This is a genomic window from Rhodohalobacter mucosus (assembly GCF_003150675.1).
Taxonomy (GTDB): Bacteria; Bacteroidota; Rhodothermia; order Balneolales; family Balneolaceae; genus Rhodohalobacter; species Rhodohalobacter mucosus.
On record NZ_QGGB01000010.1, the window covers coordinates 225,048 to 247,104 of the forward strand.

Genomic DNA, 22,057 nt, shown 5'->3' on the forward strand with positions numbered 1-22,057 from the left:
TTACCCTGCAGGCTCGTATGTATTTCCTGAGAGACGCAGAAGCGTTTGCTCCAGCTGCCAGATATGTCGTCGCTGATGGGCGTCTATGAGCACCAAAAAGTCAGTCACTGACATGGGCAGGAATTTTATGATTGGATTTTTGTGCATCGACCGGCTCAAATCCAGTTTCTTTTCGCTGAATTGCTGAACCAGTTCCGACACCTTCCGTTCCGAGTCAAGCAGCAGCTCAATAACAGATTCCTTTTCAAGCTCCACTTTTGCAGGATAGAACGGCTGCAGTGTCTTAAGTTTTAAGCTGTATGGCGGCTCCAGTGCAGATGCGTAGAGGCCGTAAAAGAATCCCGGGCGGAAAGTTTTCTCCGGGTTCTCCGCGTAAACGGGCTCTAAACTGGCAGCTTTCTGTATGCTTCCGATATAGATACGGTTGAACTTTGCAATATGGCTGCAAATTTCTGCCGCACTCCAGCTTTTCCTGTCCGGTTTTAGCGTGAACAGGTCGTCCGGAATATCATCAAATGCCCGAACCCGATCCCGTGCCTTGTCAAATATGCTGATAAAATCGGAGTATGAGTATCGTTTGTTTCTGTTCATTATGACCAAAGATTTTGCCTAAACCAACGTGAGTTTCCCGAGGGGAAAGGGGCCTTTTTCGGTTCATTTCCTTATCCCGCCCCATAGGGATTCACTCGGGAAACCGACGTTAAACCAAGATATACATTGACCGGGTAAAAAAAGCAATTTTCAGGGAAGATCATATTTCGATATATTGTATATCGTAAATATACAATATATGATCTCCTCATCAGAGCAATTTGAACCTGTTTCTCTTGCGTATGCACGCTATGCTGATGCACTGTCGCATCCTGCAAGACTCACCGTGCTGGAAAAACTGGCTGAATTGGGTGTGGCAACCTGCGGAGAACTAACCGGAATGCTGCCGCTGGCGCAGCCTACCGTATCACAGCATCTAAAAAAGCTGGTTGACTCGGGATTGGTTCAGCGCAGGAAATCGGGCTTGAAGTCCCTTTATTCCCTCAATGAAGAGGCGGTTCAGGAGTACAGAAGCCTCTCCTTCGGGCTACTTAACAAACTTTCAAATCCACTGAATTAAAAATACGTTTGTTTGCCCATTGTCAATTCGTTGTAACAGCAAGGCACATTACTTATTCAATAAGGCCCAGTTCCCGCTTTTGGTTCATGATCCTGTTGTAGGATTCAGCAATTCTCTCTTCCGTGAGAGTTCCCTCTTCTACCAGGGAAACGATAATATCAATCACTTTTGGAACAACATCGGGGTCATAAACCGAATTATTTGCAAACACCACAACATCCACGCCGGCCTGTACTGCCCGTGCGATGGATTCACGAAGTCCATAAAATGACCGGATGGCCTCCATCTGCATATCGTCCGAAAAGAGTACTCCGTCATAACCGAACCGCTCCCTGAGTATGCCCGTCTGGATCTCTTCAGAGAGTGTTGCCGGCCAGTCCGGATCGAGCCGGCTGTTAAACACGTGGGCTGTCATCACGGCAAAGTCAAGATTCGAATCGGTTAACCCGGCGTAGGGCTCCAGCTCTGATTCTCTCCAGGTATCCGTCACATCCGCCATACCCAGGTGAGAGTCGTTCCAGGCGCTGCCGTGTCCGGGAAAATGTTTCAGCACACCGAGCACGCCTTCACTGTTAAACTCTTCCAGAAAGATGGATGCCTGTTGAACCACCACCTCGGGACTGTCTGAAAAACTCCGGCCAATTTTTCCTATTACAGGATTCTCCGGATTCAGGTTGATATCAACTACGGGCGCAAAATTCACGTTGAATCCCAGGTCAGAAAGAGTTCCCGCCATATCTGAAGCATAGTGTCTTGTTGAATCCGGATTATTCAGTCCGCCCAGGTATTCAGCTGACCTGTGTTCCGGAAAACCCCGTGCAGGTTTCAGCCTGGCCACTCTCCCCCCCTCCTGGTCTACTGCAATAAAGAGGGGAATTTCTGAAAGTCCCTGAAGATCAGCGATCAGTTTACGAAGCTGCGGAGGAGAGTCAATATTGCGGTTGGGCGACGACCCCGGCACGTGGTAGTCGAAAAGAATAACACCACCCGCGTGATACTGTGTAATGTCGCGGGTAACGTGAGAGGTGTCCGATATCTCAAAACCGTTGAACCCAACCATTACCATCTGACCCGCCATCGTTTGAAGATCAGGGAGTGCGTCTGGCCTGTCCTGGCCCTCACTGCAGCTGCACCATAGCAGCACAACGGATATGAAGCCTGCCAGACGATTAAGGTATTTCATGTTCATAAAATAATTTCTTTTATTATGACAACAATTAGAGAGAAAACAAAGGGATAGAAAATCCCGGTATTTGCATCCAGAGAGATAAACATTAGATTTTTTTAACTATTTACTTTGTAACAACGGGAGACCCCGAAGGTCTTTTATATAACGAAAAAAGAAAAAGCCTTCGACAAAATAGATCATCACAATAATAAGAGTCTGAAGCCTTCATATATAATGGTTTCTGACGGATTACTACGACAACTTACGATTAAGCAATCAAAACACTATTAAGGGTCTGAATTATGATTGAGAGCATAACAAAAAAAGATCTGGAAAATAAGATCGATGAGTATCTGGAGGGAAATCTAACTCCTGATCAGATCGATGAACTCTGGGTTGAACTCATCCAGGATGAGTACTATATGGATTATCTGAAAACGGCAGCCAGCCTTAAGGGACTTGCCGATAAGAAAAACTCCCCTGCTACCCTCTTTACCCTCACCGGTATGAAGCAGGTATATCTGACAGCAGCTGTACTGATCATGTCAGCCGTATTGGTTCTTTACACACTGTATGATCAGGGCACGCCGGCTAGTGTGGAACCCCTGGCCACTATTGAGCTCGACTACTACCGCTCGGCAGATGGCACGGTAACCGAAAACAATCTTTCCGATATATTGATGTCTGTTATTTCCGCTGCAAACTCAGGGGATACCGATGCAGCCATCAGCATAATTAACAGCGAACTGGAGTCCACAAGCGACCCCGCTGTTCAGCATGAACTGATGATTACCGCAGGATCCATCCTGTACAATATCGGTCAGTATGACCAGGCTTTGGCGTGGTTTGAAAATGCATCGGTGATTGACACGCCCGACATGCAGATGAAAGAGAGAAATTATTGGTATCTCGGTAACACGTATTTTCAGCTGAATATGATAACTGAAGCCAAATACGCACTCGAAAATGCCTACGAACTTAACGGAGCCTACAGCAGAATTGCAGAAAGTTATCTGAGAGCACTATCCGATTAATTTTCTTCCCTGCAGTATCCGTTTACAAATTTCCACTTACCCCGGCTTCTTAAAACACCGGGGTTTTTTTATGCCCACTGATACCCTGATTCCACCACACCCGGCGAATCTGTGCGTACACTGCTTCAGATGAAGGATACGCTGAGAGCTTTGCCAAAGCTATTCGTAAATCAACCGAACCCGTAAATCATTGGGCGTGCGATCGCAACAGGCTTCAGCAATTCATAAAAAAGAGGTGCCGGTTAAACCCATTCACGCTTTCGCCCAATCACAACCGATATGGACAGTAGGAACAGTACCGCAAGAAGTGTGTTCGACGTTGTTTCAGCCTCTCGCGCAAGTAACGGCCGGTTATCCCCGTTCAGAATGTAGGGACCCCAAAAGTGCGGATTAGCGTTTTTTGTTTTAATGAAATCCATTTTGGCTTTCTGCAGGGACTCTGATTTGGAGAGGCCTTCATTCAAATATTCGTAAAAGAGATTTGCAAATTCCGCCGCATAGTGGTCATTGACAGACCACGCGTTCAGTACCAGGCTTCTGACGCCCGCATAGCGCAGGGCACGATTGATTCCCATAATACCCGTTCCCTGCAGATAACGGTCGCCTCCCGATTCGCATGAATTCAGCATCACAAGTTCATTCCGGAGATTCAGGTCGAACAGTTCATACGCAAACAGCTGTCCCTTCACTGTTTCTCCATCTTGCGTATCACCGTCTGCGTAGAAATGCAGTGTTGAAAAGAGCGGATCGCTATCTGATACTTCACTGTGCGTTGCCATATGCAGTACGCGGGTTTTGCCCGCAATCTCCCTGAAATCAGCACTTGTGGCTTCCTGATTGGTAAATGAACGGCTTTTATCAAAACGCTGAAGTCCATCGGCCACGCTCCGTACTTCTTCGGGCGCCCGCGGCAGAGACACCAGACTCCTTCCGGTTTCTTCGTTTTTAAAATCGGCTACACCGAATCCTGCAAAATCGTAATCGTACGAAATGTTTTCTTCTTTTTTGGTCAAATCTTTCAAACTGTTCAGCATGTAGAAATCCGCCCTTTCGATCAGGTATTCCGTGGAACCGTAGCTAAAAGGGGTATCGGGCAAACGAACGGGCATTACGGCGAGGGGCAGCTGATACAGGTAACCGTCTGGTACAATGATAAACGAGCTATAATCCTCATAGAGTGAATTCAAGCCAAGAAAACGGCCAATTTCATAAAATTTCATCAGGTCAGTCTCACCCGTGAAAATTGATTCAAGAGCACTCTCAAAAAGATTCCGCGTCGCCTCTGTCACTTCCAGCTTTCTGATTTCTGTTTTATCGCGGTCGATAAACGCGGTGTAATAGTGCGAATTGATTTCGGTGATATGGACCATTACCTGTTGGGGACGGAGGTTTCTTTTGAGGGACCATAGCTTAACCTCCTCATAATCGGGTGTTCCTGAATATTGCCGCAGCAATGCCCTTCGCTGTGCGGAGAGCTGTTCCAGATCACTTTTTATCTGAAGCCTCTCCTGGCCCGAAGTCGACACAAGCTGGCGTCTGAGCCGATCCATCTCATCCCGAAGATTTTTCTCTTCAAGAAGCTGCTCATCATTCAGGCGGCTGGCCTGCACAAGCGGACTGTCGGTTAGAGATGCATCATTAATGGTTCTGACGCGGTCGAGCAGATTGATTACCTCGTCAATCCTGTTTTGGCTTATCAGAAAATCGGCATAGGTCTCGAAGAGGTAGGTGTACTCTTTTTCCAGGTTCCAGTAGCCGGATTCGACGTCCGAACTGTTTCTCGCACGTTCAAATACTACCTCTATGAGGTCTGCGAATTCCGTACCGGCCTGTCGCACATCCCCGCGAAGTGACTGGATATGTGATGAGACGGTGTTGGCATACACCAATACTCTGAAAGGCAGTACGGATGTATCGTATGTCCTGAATTCGTTTATATTCTCCGCAGCCTCACTTAAACGTCCCGTTTCAGCCCGTATCTGGGCCAGATTTACCAGGGTCTGAAGATAGTTTGCCGTATTGCTGTTTGACGCAGAGGACTCCAGTATACGGTTAAGAAGGCGCTCACTTTCCACCCAGTTTTGCTGTTCCAGGTAAATATCGGCTTTTGTTTTAAGAACCCTGTCCCTTAATCTGTAATCCGTATCCTGATCAATTAATTTCTCGGTCATATCCAAAACACGCAATGCCTGTTCGGTGTTGTTTAGATACTCCTTTTCAAAAAGCGCCCTGGATATATTTATAGCGATCAGGCCACTTCTATTATCATTTTGCTCCGCAAGTTCTTCTGCAAGGTCCAAATAGTCCTCTGCAAGATCCCAGTTTCGAAACTTTCTGTAAAAAACATGCAGATTCCGATAAATTTCGTCCTGATAATCTGTATTTCCGGTAGCACGCGCAAGATCAAGGGCTCTGAGCTGTGTCTCAACATAGGCATCCGTCTCACCGGTATTGAAGTAAACAAGGCTTAGGTTGTTATAAACAATTACCTTTCCCCTGTCGGAGATCGAGTCTATATTGTCTACAAGTTGCCTGAAAACCTCTCTGGCTCTCTGAAAATTTCCCAATTCTATTAAATACGCGCCCTGACTTACCAAAATAGAAAGCCTTCCGTTGCTGTCTCCAACATAGGCGCTCAACGGCAGTGTATAATCTCTCTGAACTGCCAGGCTTTTGTCCAGACGCCCCTGGCTGTAAAATGCAAAGTCGATACCCCAAAAGAGATTTCTCTTTAGTGTCGACGGTGGTATGTGGGGAAGCTCCAAGTTATCCTCAAAAATGCTGTACATCACGCTATAGCGGTCCACTTCAAACGCTGCTTTGGAGAGTGTGGCTCTGAACAGGTCGTCAATAAACGGCCCGAACTCCACCAGGTCAAACCGTTGCTCCCAATGCTCTACAAAAGAATCGAATAGTAGTTCATCGGCCAGTCTATTGTTTCTCAGGTAGTAGAAAATCAAAAATTGATGGAAGTGAAACTGGGTAACATCGATGTCACCTTCTGTAAGCAACCGGCCATCCCTGGCGGCTTCATTGACTGCTGCCAATTCACCCGGTAATTGCGGACCCTCTGAGTAAAATGAATTGTAGAGTGTACTTCGAACCTCTCCATCCGGCTCCAGCAGCAGGTTAAACAGCAGAAGCGATTCATCACGAAGAGTGCGATTAATAGCCAGAATAGCTCCCTCAGCCGATTCGCTCTCACGAATTCCGGAACGCACAATATCCGACTGTATAGCCTGCAGAAGCTGCGGCCTTATTTCGTCCGGACTTGAGTAGTAAAGTGTGACCTGCGCCCAGACCGAGTGGGGAGAATTCCCCTCCCGGTTGTATCGTTCTGCATACTCAGTGGGATCTACCTGGATCTGAGCAGCCAGCAGGGCAGATAGAAATAGTAACGTGTGCATAGGATACCGATCTGTATAAGATTACCGTCCGATCTGACAGATTAAGGCCTTTGCAGATCAATATCCAACCACAAAATCAGAGGCCCATATCTGGCTTTTCAACGATAGGATCCATCTTGTCGTCGGTGGTGTTGTCCCACGTTCCGTCGACGCGTTCAATGGTAATTCCCTTGGTTTCTTCCTCATTGAGATCTGAGTTGGCATCGGTTACGGTTGCGCAGCCGGCAAAAAGAATGAGCAGGGTTACAGAGAGTATAGATTTGAGAGCTTTCATTTGTCGTTACGTTTGATTGTTGAGTTACTGAGAGTGAGTTATTAAATAGACAGTTTTGGATCGATTAGAGGCCCATATCTGGCTTTTCAACGATAGGATCCATCTTGTCGTCGGTGGTGTTGTCCCACGTTCCGTCGACGCGTTCAATGGTAATTCCCTTGGTTTCTTCCTCATTGAGATCTGAGTTGGCATCGGTTACGGTTGCGCAGCCGGCAAAAAGAATGAGCAGGGTTACAGAGAGTATAGATTTGAGAGCTTTCATTGGTCGTTACGTTTGATTGTTGAGTTACTGAGAGTGAGTTATTAAAGAGACTGTTTCGGATCGATTAGAGGCCCATATCTGGCTTTTCAACGATCGGATCCATCTTGTCATCGGTGGTGTTATCCAGTGTTCCATCGATGCGTTCAATGGAGATACCTTTGCTTTCATCTTCGTGAAGATCCGCATTTGCGTCTGTAACGGTTGCGCAGCCTGCGGCAAAAAGAATTGCGAAGGAAACTGCTGAAAGTTTATAAAGTATTGTTTTGAAGCGTTTCATTGTATTACCCACAGTTTAGTTAGTGATTTTTTGAACATTATAGAGGTTAATGACAAGAGAATTTTCCAGTCAGAACGTTACAAAAAAAATCATAAGTGAAATATTCTTAAGAAGCTACGATAAGATTAAATTTTTAATATTTGATGGAAAATCGCATGTTATTTGTGAGCAGGATTTGTATGCTCAGGGAGCCTGACTTCGGTTGGTATTCCCATCAGGCTTTCAAGGCAGAACCGTTTTGAATATTATAACAACAGACTAATCCACAACCAGCCCCCCAATACGTGCGTATTGATTATTCCGAATTGGTTACAGCCCTCAGGAACGGCGATGAAATGACGGCCAATCAGCTTCTCAGTGAAGTGATGCCCAGGCTGGTGGAATATCTGCGCGTTGTAATGAAGGCAGAAGAGAATGTAGCTCACGAATGCGCTCAACAGGCATTTACGGACGTTTTTGAGCGGATTCAAAAAGGTAAAATCAAAGAGAAGAAATATATTTTCAGCTATCTGCTTACGGCTACCAGAAATGAGTTCCTTCGCTATTCAAAACATCAGCATCGCTTTGATACCGACTCAAACGCTGCCTATGAACAGTCGGAACCTGCTGAACAGATCAAAGCATTGATGGACAAAGAGCGGATGCTTCTTTTGGAGGAGTGCCTTTATGAGCTTGACAGTGAAAGCAGGGTTTTTATCCGATACCTGATCGAAAATCCAGGCAAATCAAGTAAAGAGTATGGCAAGAAATTTGACATGAGTGAGGTTAATGTGCGCACCAAAAAATCACGTATCGTGAGCCAGCTGCATTTTTGCTATAAACGCAAATCCTCTGAGTAAATCCCCTTCCTAAAACGGAATTTGCACTGTCATTGCCGTTCCGCTGAAGTGAATATTATCTAAAATCCCGATCAGTTTTTCGCTTTGTGTCCGGTTCAGCAGGTAGAGAACTACATCAAATGAAAACAGGAATCCACCCTGTAGTATCAACGACTGACCGTAACCGGTTAACCGTTCGCTCTCTTTGCGAAGGCCGCGCTCCCACAGGAAGGCTCCCAGCGCCATGTATCCCACATCCAGGCCTGCATTAAAGAGCAATATCTTCTCAAAGGTGTGATATTCACTGATGGTCTCTGCCAATGTCAGATCCAGACTCTGATTTTTTAATCCGTAGTATCCAAATCCGGCAATTGCAAGGTTCACCGTATTCCATGCGGCATTCATCTGGTGAAAATAGCGTACGGATCCGCCGGTCCGGGTCATGCCAACCGTACCGATCAGCAAATTACTGACAGCCCACCCGCCCAGCACGGCCATGCCTCCCGTATTGAGCCCCACGCGCTCCCGATTGATCTCCACCAGATCCGGAGCAGATGACTCCTGAGCCGTCGCCCATCCCATGAATAACAGATTTATCAAAAGAAAGAGAGTAAGCCGTTTGTAATGAGTCATAGTCTTATGCTACGTTTTTATTTGTATCACCTGTTCTTCAACCACAGCGAAGACACGATCCGTTTCATCCGGATGAATTCGCTTCAACCCCGTGAACTCACCGAATGCGGGAAGGACTATTTTTTTGCCCTCAGAAAACAGAAAACACGGCAGCCGAACGGCCTGCCTGCCCTTTCCTTTTAATGAGATCCCCGGATGAATGTGCCCTGAAACCGTGATCTGTCCATTCCCTGTATGTTCGGCGGCATTCACCTCGTCATGAATAAAATAAAACGGACCGCTCCACCACTCCGGCGTGGTTTCAATACCTGCCGATTCATAAAACGAGCTGTGCAGGCTGTCATGATTTCCCGTTACAAGCAGCCAGCGGGTATCGGGCACGGTTGCAAGCCACTCCTCAAACTCCAGCCAGTCGCGATTGGCCGTGCTGTGAAACAGGTCTCCAAGAATCAATATCCGTTCCGGTTTATATTCGCGCAGTAACCCGGCCATACGATTCAGGTTTTTACTGTTGAGTATTCCGGGAGCAGCTATTCCCGACTTCCTGAAATGGCCCGACTTCCCGAGGTGTATGTCCGTTAGTATCAACGTACGCTCTTCGTTCCAGAAGACGCATTTTTCAGGATGAAGTATCCAGGTTTGTCCGGCAATACTGATTGTTTCTGTTTTTGACATGATTGGAAAATAGACTCCTGAAATAACGCATTTCACATGATCGTAATCCGGAATTGAGCCCAAAATTTCTTACAAGGAACCGAAGTATTCGAAGGGATGCAATATTCCTTTCAGCATCCATTGGAAACGCGCACTCATACTTTGACTATTTCTACTCCGCTTCAAGCTGTTTCTGCATTTTCATCACGCGATCGATCAGTTTTTCCGACGACATTCGCTCCCGGAGCCTGTCTACAAAAATCGGAAACGCGAAGGGCGAAAAACGATCCACTTCCCTGAACACCACCTCCTGGTGCCGGATTCGCTGCAGCGCACTGCGGATTCGCGCCTCGTCCAGCTGCACCTGCAGAACTTCATCAAAAGCCTGTTCAATCAGCAAATTATCGGGTTCATGCTCCAGAAAAACATCAAAAAATAACCCTGACGACATCTGAAGGTGTTTGCCTGCTTTCTGATTTCCCGGAAAGCCCGGAAATACCAGTCCTGCAATCTGACTGATATCCCTGAACCGGCGCTTTGCCAGCTCCGCATCGTTCAGGGTACTCATGATATCACTGACAAGATTCTTCTCTGAAAAAAGATCTTTTTCGAGCGCCTCTTCCAGAGGGATATCCTGATCGGACAACAGTTCAAATCCATAGTCATTCATTGCAATGGAAAAGGTGATGGGCTTGATTTTCGAGAGGCGGTGAGCCACCAGCGCAGACATCCCCTCGTGAACATAGCGTCCCTCGAACGGGAAAAAGAAACAGTGGCATCCCTCCTTCGACCATGATTTCTCAATCAGAAACTGGTGGTCTCCGGGCAGTACAGATCTCTCCTTCTGTATAGACAAAATCGGCTCAATCGCCTGCAGTTCGGGCCCCTGCGCCTCCCCCACTCCGGATATCGCCTCCTGCAGTTTATTCCGCAGAAGCTCCGACATGTTTGACGACAGCGACATGCGTCCGCCCATGTAACTGGGCACTTTGCTGCTCGACCCTTTGGTTTTTCGCACATATGCGGTCATATCCCTGATTCGCACCAGTTCCAGGTTTCGTCCCGCAAACCAGAACGTATCACCCGTATTCAACTGTGAAAGAAACCATTCTTCGATTCGTCCCAGCGTACCGCCTTTCAGGTATTTAACCCGGAGCATACTATCGCTGGCAATGGTTCCGATCGTCATGCGATGACGTCGCGCTATTTTTCGGTCGAACACTCTCCAGAGTCCGTCTGCATCTGCCTCCACCTTCCTGAACTCATCATAACGGGTCAGTGCTTTTCCGCCGCTTTGAATAAATTTCAGAATCCAGTTCCATTCATCATCCCGGAGAGTCTGGTAGGCAAATGTACCTGACACCTCCTCACGCACCTGTTCCGGCTTAAATCCCTCCGAAACGGCCAGCGTTACCAGGTACTGAATCAGTACATCGTAGGGCTTGAGAACGGGTATACGGCTTTCCACATTTGTGGCTTCAAGTGCATTTTTAAGGGCTGATGCCTCTATAAGCTCCAGTGCGTGTGTAGGCACAAACCAGATGGTGCTCTCTGCATCGGGCCGGTGCCCGCTTCTTCCTGCGCGCTGCAGGAAACGGGCCACCCCTTTCGGGCTTCCTATCTGGATCACCTTGTCGACCGGTGCGAAGTCGACACCCAGGTCGAGGCTGGAGGTGCAAACAACCGTTTGAAGCAGGCCGCTATGCAGTGATTCCTCCACCCAGCTGCGGATATTACGGTCGAGTGATCCGTGATGGATAGCGATGGTACCGGCCAGATCCGGCCTGGCTTCCAGAATTTCACGGAACCAGATCTCTGACTGTGCACGGGTATTTGTAAAGATGAGCGTGGACCCTTCCTGTTCAAGGATCGGCAGAATTTGCGGAAGCAGTTTGATGCCTAGATGGCCCGACCACGGAAAATTCTCCATGCTATCCGGTATCACGGTTTTCATCGTGATTTTTTTGTGGATATCAGATCGAATGATCACACTTTTTTCCGGTTTCCTCATCCCCAGAAGTACATCAAATGCCTCTTCCAGGTTACCGATGGTGGCCGATATCCCCCACACCTGCAGATCCGGCTTCATGCCCCGCAGCCGGCTTAAACCAAGTTCGGTCTGCGTACCGCGCTTGGAGCCGATCAGCTCGTGCCATTCGTCCACCACCACGGTCTGTAAATTTTTAAATCGGGCCGGATATCCTTTCTGTGCAAGCAGTACATGAAGGCTTTCGGGGGTACTGATCAGAACCTCCGGCATCTGCTTTTTCTGGCGCTGCTTCACCGACTGCGACATGCGTCCGCCCATGTAACTGGGCACTTTGCTGCTCGACCCTTTGGTTTTTCGCACATATGCGGTCATATCCCTGATTCGCACCAGTTCCAGGTTTCGTCCCGCAAACCAGAACGTATCACCCGTATTCAACTGTGAAAGAAACCATTCTTCGATTCGTCCCAGCGTACCGCCTTTCAGGTATTTAACCCGGAGCATACTATCGCTGGCAATGGTTCCGATCGTCATGCGATGACGTCGCGCTATTTTTCGGTCGAACACTCTCCAGAGTCCGTCTGCATCTGCCTCCACCTTCCTGAACTCATCATAACGGGTCAGTGCTTTTCCGCCGCTTTGAATAAATTTCAGAATCCAGTTCCATTCATCATCCCGGAGAGTCTGGTAGGCAAATGTACCTGACACCTCCTCACGCACCTGTTCCGGCTTAAATCCCTCCGAAACGGCCAGCGTTACCAGGTACTGAATCAGTACATCGTAGGGCTTGAGAACGGGTATACGGCTTTCCACATTTGTGGCTTCAAGTGCATTTTTAAGGGCTGATGCCTCTATAAGCTCCAGTGCGTGTGTAGGCACAAACCAGATGGTGCTCTCTGCATCGGGCCGGTGCCCGCTTCTTCCTGCGCGCTGCAGGAAACGGGCCACCCCTTTCGGGCTTCCTATCTGGATCACCTTGTCGACCGGTGCGAAGTCGACACCCAGGTCGAGGCTGGAGGTGCAAACAACCGTTTGAAGCAGGCCGCTATGCAGTGATTCCTCCACCCAGCTGCGGATATTACGGTCGAGTGATCCGTGATGGATAGCGATGGTACCGGCCAGATCCGGCCTGGCTTCCAGAATTTCACGGAACCAGATCTCTGACTGTGCACGGGTATTTGTAAAGATGAGCGTGGACCCTTCCTGTTCAAGGATCGGCAGAATTTGCGGAAGCAGTTTGATGCCTAGATGGCCCGACCACGGAAAATTCTCCATGCTATCCGGTATCACGGTTTTCATCGTGATTTTTTTGTGGATATCAGATCGAATGATCACACTTTTTTCCGGTTTCCTCATCCCCAGAAGTACATCAAATGCCTCTTCCAGGTTACCGATGGTGGCCGATATCCCCCACACCTGCAGATCCGGCTTCATGCCCCGCAGCCGGCTTAAACCAAGTTCGGTCTGCGTACCGCGCTTGGAGCCGATCAGCTCGTGCCATTCGTCCACCACCACGGTCTGTAAATTTTTAAATCGGGCCGGATATCCTTTCTGTGCAAGCAGTACATGAAGGCTTTCGGGGGTACTGATCAGAACCTCCGGCATCTGCTTTTTCTGGCGCTGCTTCACCGACTGCGACACATCACCCGTCCGGCGCTCCACACGCCACGGTATGCCCAAATCATGTACAACCTGCTGCATGGCCGATTCAAGGTCGCGTGCCAGTGCACGCAGCGGGGTTATCCAGAGAAGCCTCAAGCCGTTGTTTTCCTTTGACTGGTAATCATCCGGGTTTTCCCGGATCCATTTCATCAGTTCTGGCATGAAGAGGGCAAACGTCTTGCCGCTGCCTGTGGGAGCGTTGAGCAGACCGAATTTTCCATCCAGTGAAGCTTTCCAGACATTCTGCTGCCATTCGAACGGCGACCAGCCCTTTGAATCAAACCAGTTTTCAACTATCAATTGTGCATCGGGCATTAAAGAACGGAGTTATGGATGGACGATGGACGATGGACGATGGACGATGGACGATGGACGATGGACGATGGACGATGGACGATGGACGATGGACGATGGACGATGGACGATGGACGATGGACGATGGACGATGGACGATGGACGATTAAAGGTGATGTTTCCTGTTTGTTAAAAGCAATCCGATTTTTAGATAAAATGGATTTTTTTTCATCACGGTTCCGGTGCAGGTGATAGAGTGTTCATCTTATTCCGACCGGTTTTTTATGCTCCGCGCTTGAAAGTTGCCATAAAAAACCTCAACATAGGAGCCAAAATATCCTAACAACATCATTAAACAGGCTCAACCATGTGGCTGAATATCAAATCATTCGAAGAGTACCGCGAAATTTATAAACAGAGCGAGCAGGACAGGCTGAAATTCTGGGAGCATGAGGCCGGCACGTTTTATTGGCGAAAGAGCTGGGAAAAGGTGCATTCCGGAGGGTTTGAAAAGGGAGATATCAAGTGGTTTGAAGGCGGTAAGCTGAACATTACGGAAAATGCACTCGATCGTCATCTGAATACGATCGGCAATAAGACTGCCTTTATTTTCGAGCCAAATCACCCCGATAGTTTTCGCCGCACCATCACCTATCGTCAGCTTCATGAGGATGTATGCCGGTTTGCGAATGTGCTTCAGGAGAAAGGAATTGAAAAAGGTGACCGTGTCTGTATCTATATGGCCATGACGCCTGAGCTGATTATATCCGCGCTGGCCTGTGCCCGAATCGGTGCCGTTCATTCGATAGTATTTGCAGGGTTTTCAGCCCAATCGCTGGCTGAACGCATCCAGGACTGTGATGCCAAAATGCTGATTACCAACGACGGACTGCGCAGAGGCGACAAGCACGTGCCCCTGAAAGACATTTCCGATGAAGCCCTGGAAAGCTGCCCTACCGTCAAAAATGTAATTGTATGTCAGCGAACCAATCGTGACATCGACTGGAAGGAGGGCCGCGATGAGTGGTGGCACAATTTAATCAGGAATGCCTCCCGAAATCATAAGGCAGTGGAGATGGATGCTGAGGATCCGTTGTTCATTCTTTACACATCCGGCTCCACAGGCAAACCGAAGGGCGTACTGCATACATGCGGAGGCTATATGGTCTATACCAGCTACACATTCCGCAACGTATTCCAGGTTCAGGAGGAGGATGTGTACTGGTGTACGGCGGATGCGGGCTGGATTACAGGCCACTCCTACATTATCTACGGACCCCTTTTTAACGGGGCTACGGGCATCATTTTTGAAGGAACACCGACCTACCCCGATCCGGGCCGTCTTTGGGAAGTGGTTGAGAAGTACAAAGTGACTCATTTTTACACTGCCCCGACCGCTATACGCGCCCTGATGAGCTACGATTTAAAATATGTTCAAAAATACGACCTGAGCTCACTCAAAGTGCTTGGAAGCGTGGGTGAACCGATTAATGAAGAGGCGTGGCACTGGTACGATGATCACGTAGGCGGGGGAACGTGTCCCATTGTGGATACATGGTGGCAGACCGAAACGGGAGGTATCATGATATCTCCGCTCGCGGGCGTAACACCGACCAAGCCGGGATTCGCAACCCTCCCGCTGCCGGGCATTTTCCCGACTCTAATGGACGAAAACGGAAAAGAGATTGAAGGCAATGGCGTAAGCGGCAATCTTTGTATTAAGCATCCGTGGCCGGGTATCGCACGTACGGTTTGGGGTGATCACGAACGCTATCTGAAAACCTACATGAGTGCCTATAAAGGATATTACTTCACCGGGGACGGCTGCCGCCGTGACCCTGACGGGTACTACCGCATTACCGGACGCGTGGATGACGTGCTGAATGTGTCGGGACACAGGCTGGGAACCGCAGAGATTGAAAATGCACTGGATGAGCATCCGAATGTTGTGGAAACGGCCATTGTGGGATATCCGCACGATATTAAGGGTCAGGGCATCTATGCGTTCATGATTTGCGAAAAAACTCCGGAAGACCCTAAAGCGTTCAAGAAAGAGCTGCACGACCTTGTTACCAAAATTATCGGACCCATTGCAAAACCCGATAAAATCCAGATTACCCCGGGGCTGCCGAAAACTCGGTCAGGAAAAATTATGCGCCGCATCCTGAGAAAAGTTGCAGCGGATGATCTGGAGAATGTGGGTGATACGTCGACCCTGCTTGATCCCTCCGTGGTGGATGACATTTTGAAGGGAGAAGCGTATTGATTGGCGACTAGCGACTGGCGATTGGTGACTGGTGATTGGAAGTTTGCTGGTTGTTAGTGGTCCGTAGTTAGTTGTTTGTCGTTGGTAGATGGGAAAGGATTGGCTGTCGCAGTTGCAGTCTGTGCCAATTTTTCTGGAACAACAGCCAGTTTCTCAAATGACGGCAATGAATGACTACTTTTACGGATGAACCGCAGTGATCGCAGCGGTCAACTACGCTATCTACTGCGCTATCTACTACGCTTAAGCTTCGAAGATCAGGAAAGCTGTGCAGACCAAGGGCTTCAGGCTTTTGCCTTTTGCCTTCTGCCTTTTCCCCTTTGCCTTTTCACTTCTGCAGCGCCTATGCCAGCAGATACCCAACCACCAGAATCACAAGGCTTGAAGAAAACAGGATCAGCCGGAAGCGCGTGCTGATGATAATGGGGTGAAACAACAGGCCGTAGGTAAATGGAAAGCCCTGGAGCCAGCTGTAGTAGTGATGGCGGTGAACGGCGCCCAGCGCCATGGTTACGTGCCCGTGCAGGATGGTAAACATGAAAGGAAGCGCAAAGGTGATGGATCCTGCGAACATTGCAACTCTGTTGATACCGAGCTCATGGCAAAAAAAGTAGTATGGCCAGGAAAAAATAAGCAGCAGCGGCACCGACATCATCCAGTTGATGAAGCAGATGCGCTTGTAATTTCTTTCGCTAAGCTCGGAGGTGGACAAGGAGGATTTGGGATTTTTGATTGATGATTGATGATTTTTGATTGGGTTCAGGGTTCAGGGTTCAAGGTTCAGGGTTCAGGGTTCAGGGTTCAAGGTTCAAGGTTCAAGGTTCAAGGTTCAAGGTTCAAGGTTCAAGGTTCAGAAAAAATACTACAAAAGAGATCGATTATCGCAAACCTCTAATTTAACATACTTCTGCCATCTGACTTCTCCCTTTTCACCCATCGGCTTAGCTCAGGGCATGCTTTTGCCTTTTGCCTTTTGCCTTTTCACTCAATACTCAATACTCAATACTCAATACTCAATACTCAATACTCAAAAAAGAAGATACTTCAGAGATCACCATCAGATCTGACTGGCAATCAGCATTTCAATATTTCTGAACGGCATTTCGAACTGTTCGGCCAGGCCTTTTTTGGTCAGATGCTTTTTATAGATATAGGCTCCATTTCGCAGGGCGGTATTTTTCCACAGGCAATCTTCGATTCCGGCGGTATCCCCCAGTTCAACCAGATAGGGCACAATTACGTTATTGAGTGCATAGGTTGCGGTACGGGCTACGTTGCTTGGGATATTCGGCACACAGTAGTGAACCACATCGTGTTTTCTGAACACGGGGTTGGAGTGGGTGGTGGGCACGCTGGTTGAAACGCATCCACCCTGGTCGATCACCGTATCCACGATAACGCTTCCCGGCTTCATCGCTTCCACCATCGGTTCGGTTACCCAGCAGGGAGCCCGTTCGCCCTCGGTCATCGCTGCACCGATCACCACATCGGCAAATTCAAGAGCAGTTGAGAGATACTGATGGTTGGCAGTGGCTGTGATGATCCGCCTGTCGAGAGCATTTTCAAGCCGCCGCAGCAGCGTGAGGTTATTGTCCATTACAAATACCTGGGAACCGTATCCAAGTGCAGTACGGGCTGCATATTCGCCCGTGATTCCCGCTCCAAGAATTGCAACCGTTGCCGGTGGTATCCCCGAAATCCCTCCCAGCATAATTCCCTGCCCATCGCTGCTGTTTTCCAGGTAGTGGGCCGCAATCTGCACAGCCATGGAACCGGTAATCTCATGCATCATCCGTACAATCGGAAACTCACTGTCTTCACTTTTGATATATTCATACCCGATTGCGCATACGCCTTTATCGATCAGCGTTTTTAAAAAATCGTGCGAAGTATGCCCCAGATGAAGGGCTGACAGCAGGATCTGTCCGGGCTGCATCCATCCCAGTTCGGTTTTTGTGGGGGGAGCCACTTTTACAATCATTTCCGATTTGCTGAACAGTTCTTCAGCACTGTACGCGATTTCCGCACCGGCTTCAGCATACTCACTATCGGAGAAGTGGGCGTCTATTCCCGCATTTTTTTCCACAATCACCTCATGGCCATTTGCTGCCAGAATGGAGACACCACCGGGCGTGAGCGAGATTCTGCGCTCATCATTCGAGGTTTCCTTAGGCAAACCAATTTTTATAGAACGGGCAGAACGTGTTTTCATCAGGCTCTTCTCAAGCGTTTTGATGCCAATCTGTTCTGTATCAAATGGATTCAGTTCCATATCAAATCAATGTGGATCAGTGGTAATTTATTGGAGACGAACAATCCGCTGCCAAAACAGCCCCGCGGGATTCAATAAAATTCTGTGTATGTTTTCAGGGGCTTACAACAGCAAACAGCATTTTTGATGCTTAAATCTAATCAAATCCTGACAGAACTCTATCCATAAATTGCCATTCAAATGACATCGAGGCCCAAAACAAAAAAGAGCCTGGGGCAGCATTTTCTCAGAGACGGTAACATGATTCAAAAAATCGTGCATGCCATTTCTGCAGACCGCACCGACCGCATTGTTGAAATTGGCCCCGGCGACGGCGCCCTTACCGGAGAACTGCTGAATGCTTACAGTGATGTGATTGCCATTGAAATTGATCAGAGGATGGCGGAACACCTTCGTGAGCTCTATCCGCGGCTGGAGCTCATCGAGGAGGATATATTGAAGTGCGACTGGAGCAGGTTTCTGAATACCGAAAAACCTGTTCACGTGATCGGAAATTTGCCTTACTATATTACGAGTCAGATCCTTTTTGCCATTTTCGATCACCGCGAAAACCTCACGTCTGCACTGCTTATGATGCAGAAAGAGGTGGCTCAGCGTATCGTGGCCGAACCTCATTCAAAGGAGTACGGTATCCTGAGTGTACAGTCGCAGCTTATGAGTACTCCAGAAATTCTATTTGACGTGCCTCCTTCCGTCTTTTCGCCGCCCCCGAAAGTGGACAGCAGCGTGATACGATTTATCTTCGACAAGGGGAAACTGGCGTGCAGTGACAAGCACCTTAAAACGGTAGTGCGCATGGCTTTTAATCAGAGGCGAAAAAAACTGAGCAACGCACTGAAGCGGCTGAATACTGACCTTCCCGCCAAAGAGTTCGACTTTTCACTCCGGGCAGAAGCCCTGTCGCCGGTGATGTATGAAAAACTGACAGCACGGCTTGAACAACTTGGCACATTTGACGGGTAAAAGCCCTGCTTTGCAAACCATTCCAAACAATACGGCCATTCTTAAGGAATGTTTTGGCAATGATTGAAATTTGGTACGGAAGTTGCTATTGGTACTAACAGAAAACGTCGTCCGACTGCGGGCGTACATGAATTTTTAAACAGCAAACAAAAACCTAACAGATAAGGAGTCATTCTATGGCTAGCATTAAACCTTTAAGCGATCGTGTCCTGGTACGGCCGGTTGAAGCTGAAGAAAAAACAAGTTCAGGTATCATTATTCCTGATACAGCAAAAGAGAAACCACAGCGCGGTACTGTTGTTGAAGCAGGCCCCGGCAAAGTGGAAAACGGGACTAAAATTGATATGTCCGTTAAAAAAGGTGATGAAATCCTTTACGGTAAATACTCCGGAACTGAAGTTACTCTCGATGGCGAGGAGTATTTGATTATGAGAGAATCCGACATCCTCGGAATCGTATCATAATTTTTACTGCACTTCTGAAAGTTTTGAATACGACCATTTTAAATACTAACTAAAATCAACCTATAATTATGTCAGCCAAATTAGTTCATTATGATGCGGATGCACGTGACGCACTGAAACGTGGTGTGGATAAGCTTGCTAACGCCGTTAAAGTAACATTGGGTCCTCGCGGACGAAATGTAGTTATTGAAAAATCGTTCGGCGCCCCTACCGTTACCAAAGATGGTGTAACCGTAGCGAAAGAGATCGAACTATCCGATAAAGTGGAAAATATGGGTGCACAGATGGTGCGCGAAGTGGCTTCCAAAACCAGCGACAACGCCGGTGACGGTACCACAACCGCTACTGTTCTTGCACAATCCATCATCCAGACCGGACTTAAAAACGTAACAGCCGGTGCCAATCCGATGGAATTGAAGCGCGGTATCGATAAAGCCGTAACCGAAGTTGTGAAAGAGCTGAAAGCTCAAAGCGAACCGGTAGGCGACAGCCTTGACAGTATCCGTCAGGTTGGAACCATTTCTGCAAACGGTGACGAAGAGATTGGAAGCCGAATTGCGGAAGCCATGGAAAAAGTCGGAAAAGACGGTGTAATTACCGTTGAAGAAGCCAAAGGTACAGAAACCTACCTGGAAACTGTGGAAGGAATGCAGTTCGATCGCGGCTATCTCTCTCCTTACTTTGTGACCAACAGCGAGAACATGACCGCTGAAATGGAAGAGCCGTATATCCTGATCTTCGACAAGAAGATTTCAAACATGAAGGATCTGCTTCCTGTGCTCGAGAAAGTAATCCAAACCAACAGACCTCTGCTGATCATCGCAGAAGACGTTGAAGGCGAAGCTCTTGCCACACTCGTGGTGAACAAGCTGAGAGGATCGCTCAAAATTGCTGCGGTGAAGGCTCCCGGCTTTGGCGACAGAAGAAAAGCCATGCTTGAGGACATCGCCATTCTTACCGGCGGTACCGTAATCAGCGAAGAGCGAGGCTACAAGCTGGAAAATGCAACGCTTGACTTTCTCGGACAAGCCGACCGTGTAAACATTGACAAAGACAACACAACCGTTGTTGGCGGTCATGGCAAGAATGATGACATTAAAGCACGTATCAACCAGATCAAATCTCAAATCGAGAATACCACCTCTGACTATGATCGTGAGAAACTCCAGGAGCGACTGGCCAAACTGAGCGGCGGTGTTGCCGTACTCTATATTGGTGCTGCTTCTGAAGTGGAGATGAAAGAGAAGAAAGCACGCGTTGAAGATGCCCTTCACGCTACACGTGCTGCCGTTGAAGAGGGTATTGTGCCCGGCGGTGGTGTTGCGCTTCTCCGTACACTGAAGGCTTTCGACTCGCTCGAGGCTGAAAACGGTGACCAACAGGTTGGATTCAACATCGTGAAGCGTGCGCTTGAAGCTCCGCTGAGAGCGATTGCAAATAACGCAGGTGTTGAAGGATCCATCGTGGTTCAGAAAGTGCTCGAAGGAAAAGGCGCTTACGGATACAATGCACGAACTGAAGTGTATGAAGACCTGATTAAAGCAGGTGTTATCGATCCGACCAAAGTAACCCGAACCGCTCTTGAAAACGCTGCCTCCGTTGCCGGCCTGATGCTGACAACTGAAGCCGTTGTGGTCGACAAGCCATCCAAGGATGGTGACGATGACCCTGCAGCCGGAATGCCGGGTGGCGGAATGCCGGGCGGAATGGGAGGCATGGGCGGCATGATGTAAGATTGCCCGATTGCTGAACATTCAGTACAATTTAGAAGCCTCGTTTCCTGAAAAGGGAACGGGGCTTTTTTATTAAACAGAGAAACGGATGAACGGAGAGAGTTGAGTAAACCGACGAACAGATGAACCGATAAATGTCCAACCGAGAAAGGGGGGTAAACCGAAGAACAGTAGAACCGACGAATGTCCAACCGAGAAAGTGTTTACTAATCCGGGATTCTCTGCCAATCCCAAATCCCTACTTTTTCGGTTTCTCGGTTGATCGGTTGTTCTGTTTTTCTGTTTCTGTCTTTCGTCCATTCCGCTCTGCAGTTTGAATGCTTTTGACAAAAATTGCGATTAACTCACTGCATTCTTCAATTCCTTCACTTGTACTTTCTGGATTAAGACATAGATTGGCTTTTGCAGACATTTTTAAATTACCCCTCGTTTCCCTGAGTTCTTTGAGTATGAGCTTCATTTTGTGGATGAAATCCTTTCTTGACTCAGCAGCCTGAGCTTCGCCGTAGTGAATACCAGGTGATGTGCCTGATCGAACCAATTGGCTCGACAGATGACGGCTTGCTTCTCTCCGCTTGTCAATTGACTCTGACAGTTTAATCATATGCACTCCGAAATCGATCAATCGATCCTCCAGATCAAACTTGCTATTCTTCATCCAAGCCTCTCTTCGTAATTCATTTATTATATCTATTTGTATGAACCGAAATACCAGAATGCCTTACAGATCTTTTTAAACAGATAAACCGACGAACAGATGAACCGAGAAATGTCCAAC

Annotated in this window: 21 protein-coding genes; 9 read left to right on the top strand and 12 right to left on the bottom strand. The window is 48.1% G+C overall.

Annotation, left to right across the window (positions count from 1 at the left end):
• Complete coding sequence (locus tag DDZ15_RS15210; protein WP_109647970.1) at nucleotides 1-591, bottom strand: DinB family protein; 591 nt, start codon at nucleotides 589-591, stop codon at nucleotides 1-3.
• Between the two features lie 199 nt (nucleotides 592-790).
• Here DDZ15_RS15210 and DDZ15_RS15215 point away from each other — a divergent pair, with 199 nt between their 5' ends.
• Complete coding sequence (locus DDZ15_RS15215) at nucleotides 791-1,111, top strand: ArsR/SmtB family transcription factor (protein ID WP_109647971.1); 321 nt, start codon at nucleotides 791-793, stop codon at nucleotides 1,109-1,111.
• A 52-nt stretch (nucleotides 1,112-1,163) separates the two neighbouring features.
• Here DDZ15_RS15215 and DDZ15_RS15220 read toward each other — a convergent pair whose 3' ends face one another.
• Complete coding sequence (locus DDZ15_RS15220) at nucleotides 1,164-2,300, bottom strand: glycoside hydrolase family 3 protein (RefSeq protein WP_109647972.1); 1,137 nt, start codon at nucleotides 2,298-2,300, stop codon at nucleotides 1,164-1,166.
• Nucleotides 2,301-2,581: 281 nt separating this feature from the next.
• Between DDZ15_RS15220 and DDZ15_RS15225 the strand changes: the two genes are divergently transcribed.
• Nucleotides 2,582-3,313: a tetratricopeptide repeat protein gene (locus DDZ15_RS15225; RefSeq protein WP_109647973.1), complete on the top strand. Its 732-nt coding sequence runs from the start codon at nucleotides 2,582-2,584 to the stop codon at nucleotides 3,311-3,313.
• A gap of 242 nt (nucleotides 3,314-3,555) precedes the next feature.
• On the opposite strand, the gene DDZ15_RS15230 is transcribed toward DDZ15_RS15225, so the two are convergent.
• The 4 genes from DDZ15_RS15230 to DDZ15_RS15245 all read right to left on the bottom strand — a co-directional run bounded on the left by DDZ15_RS15230 (nucleotide 3,556) and on the right by DDZ15_RS15245 (nucleotide 7,533).
• The gene (locus DDZ15_RS15230; protein ID WP_109647974.1) at nucleotides 3,556-6,720 is read right to left on the bottom strand and encodes a CHAT domain-containing protein; all 3,165 of its coding nucleotides are present in this window, start codon (nucleotides 6,718-6,720) and stop codon (nucleotides 3,556-3,558) included.
• 76 nt (nucleotides 6,721-6,796) lie between these two features.
• A complete protein-coding gene (locus tag DDZ15_RS15235; RefSeq protein WP_109647975.1) occupies nucleotides 6,797-6,994 on the bottom strand; it encodes a hypothetical protein in 198 nt (65 codons plus the stop codon).
• Between the two features lie 64 nt (nucleotides 6,995-7,058).
• Nucleotides 7,059-7,256, bottom strand: a complete 198-nt coding sequence (locus DDZ15_RS15240) for a hypothetical protein (protein ID WP_109647975.1) — start codon at nucleotides 7,254-7,256, stop codon at nucleotides 7,059-7,061.
• Nucleotides 7,257-7,320: 64 nt separating this feature from the next.
• A complete protein-coding gene (locus DDZ15_RS15245; RefSeq protein WP_109647976.1) occupies nucleotides 7,321-7,533 on the bottom strand; it encodes a hypothetical protein in 213 nt (70 codons plus the stop codon).
• Between the two features lie 284 nt (nucleotides 7,534-7,817).
• Here DDZ15_RS15245 and DDZ15_RS15250 point away from each other — a divergent pair, with 284 nt between their 5' ends.
• Nucleotides 7,818-8,372 (top strand): RNA polymerase sigma factor, encoded by a 555-nt coding sequence (locus DDZ15_RS15250; RefSeq protein WP_242979062.1) that lies wholly within the window; start codon nucleotides 7,818-7,820, stop codon nucleotides 8,370-8,372.
• Nucleotides 8,373-8,381: 9 nt separating this feature from the next.
• On the opposite strand, the gene DDZ15_RS15255 is transcribed toward DDZ15_RS15250, so the two are convergent.
• From DDZ15_RS15255 to DDZ15_RS15265, 3 genes are all read right to left on the bottom strand, one after another.
• Nucleotides 8,382-8,984: a DUF6992 family protein gene (locus DDZ15_RS15255; RefSeq protein ID WP_109647977.1), complete on the bottom strand. Its 603-nt coding sequence runs from the start codon at nucleotides 8,982-8,984 to the stop codon at nucleotides 8,382-8,384.
• A 9-nt stretch (nucleotides 8,985-8,993) separates the two neighbouring features.
• A complete protein-coding gene (pdeM, locus tag DDZ15_RS15260; protein ID WP_109647978.1) occupies nucleotides 8,994-9,659 on the bottom strand; it encodes a ligase-associated DNA damage response endonuclease PdeM in 666 nt (221 codons plus the stop codon).
• A 151-nt stretch (nucleotides 9,660-9,810) separates the two neighbouring features.
• The gene (locus tag DDZ15_RS15265; protein ID WP_109647979.1) at nucleotides 9,811-13,602 is read right to left on the bottom strand and encodes a ligase-associated DNA damage response DEXH box helicase; all 3,792 of its coding nucleotides are present in this window, start codon (nucleotides 13,600-13,602) and stop codon (nucleotides 9,811-9,813) included.
• Nucleotides 13,603-13,616: 14 nt separating this feature from the next.
• On the opposite strand from DDZ15_RS15265, the gene DDZ15_RS15270 reads away from it, so the two are divergent.
• From DDZ15_RS15270 to acs, 3 genes are all read left to right on the top strand, one after another.
• Nucleotides 13,617-13,751 carry a YXWGXW repeat-containing protein gene (locus tag DDZ15_RS15270; protein WP_109647980.1) on the top strand — a complete coding sequence of 45 codons (135 nt, stop codon included), beginning with the start codon at nucleotides 13,617-13,619 and terminating at the stop codon, nucleotides 13,749-13,751.
• Nucleotides 13,705-13,833 (top strand): hypothetical protein, encoded by a 129-nt coding sequence (locus DDZ15_RS17105; RefSeq protein WP_423242076.1) that lies wholly within the window; start codon nucleotides 13,705-13,707, stop codon nucleotides 13,831-13,833. The genes DDZ15_RS15270 and DDZ15_RS17105 overlap by 47 nt, the downstream gene beginning before the upstream one ends.
• A 115-nt stretch (nucleotides 13,834-13,948) precedes the next feature.
• A complete protein-coding gene (acs, locus tag DDZ15_RS15275) occupies nucleotides 13,949-15,847 on the top strand; it encodes an acetate--CoA ligase (RefSeq protein ID WP_199222985.1) in 1,899 nt (632 codons plus the stop codon).
• Nucleotides 15,848-16,190: 343 nt separating this feature from the next.
• On the opposite strand, the gene DDZ15_RS15280 is transcribed toward acs, so the two are convergent.
• The gene (locus DDZ15_RS15280) at nucleotides 16,191-16,559 is read right to left on the bottom strand and encodes a hypothetical protein (RefSeq protein ID WP_242979063.1); all 369 of its coding nucleotides are present in this window, start codon (nucleotides 16,557-16,559) and stop codon (nucleotides 16,191-16,193) included.
• Between the two features lie 345 nt (nucleotides 16,560-16,904).
• A complete protein-coding gene (locus DDZ15_RS15290; RefSeq protein ID WP_109647983.1) occupies nucleotides 16,905-18,119 on the bottom strand; it encodes an alanine dehydrogenase in 1,215 nt (404 codons plus the stop codon).
• A 180-nt stretch (nucleotides 18,120-18,299) separates the two neighbouring features.
• Here DDZ15_RS15290 and rsmA point away from each other — a divergent pair, with 180 nt between their 5' ends.
• The 3 genes from rsmA (at nucleotide 18,300) to groL (ending at nucleotide 21,279) form a co-directional block, all read left to right on the top strand.
• On the top strand, nucleotides 18,300-19,082 hold the full coding sequence (rsmA, locus tag DDZ15_RS15295; RefSeq protein WP_109647984.1) for a 16S rRNA (adenine(1518)-N(6)/adenine(1519)-N(6))-dimethyltransferase RsmA: 783 nt from the start codon (nucleotides 18,300-18,302) through the stop codon (nucleotides 19,080-19,082).
• A gap of 176 nt (nucleotides 19,083-19,258) precedes the next feature.
• Nucleotides 19,259-19,546, top strand: a complete 288-nt coding sequence (gene groES, locus DDZ15_RS15300; protein WP_109647985.1) for a co-chaperone GroES — start codon at nucleotides 19,259-19,261, stop codon at nucleotides 19,544-19,546.
• A gap of 68 nt (nucleotides 19,547-19,614) precedes the next feature.
• The gene (groL, locus tag DDZ15_RS15305) at nucleotides 19,615-21,279 is read left to right on the top strand and encodes a chaperonin GroEL (protein ID WP_109647986.1); all 1,665 of its coding nucleotides are present in this window, start codon (nucleotides 19,615-19,617) and stop codon (nucleotides 21,277-21,279) included.
• Nucleotides 21,280-21,517: 238 nt separating this feature from the next.
• On the opposite strand, the gene DDZ15_RS15310 is transcribed toward groL, so the two are convergent.
• Nucleotides 21,518-21,937 carry a four helix bundle protein gene (locus DDZ15_RS15310; RefSeq protein ID WP_109647987.1) on the bottom strand — a complete coding sequence of 140 codons (420 nt, stop codon included), beginning with the start codon at nucleotides 21,935-21,937 and terminating at the stop codon, nucleotides 21,518-21,520.
• Between the last annotated feature and the right edge of the window lie 120 nt (nucleotides 21,938-22,057).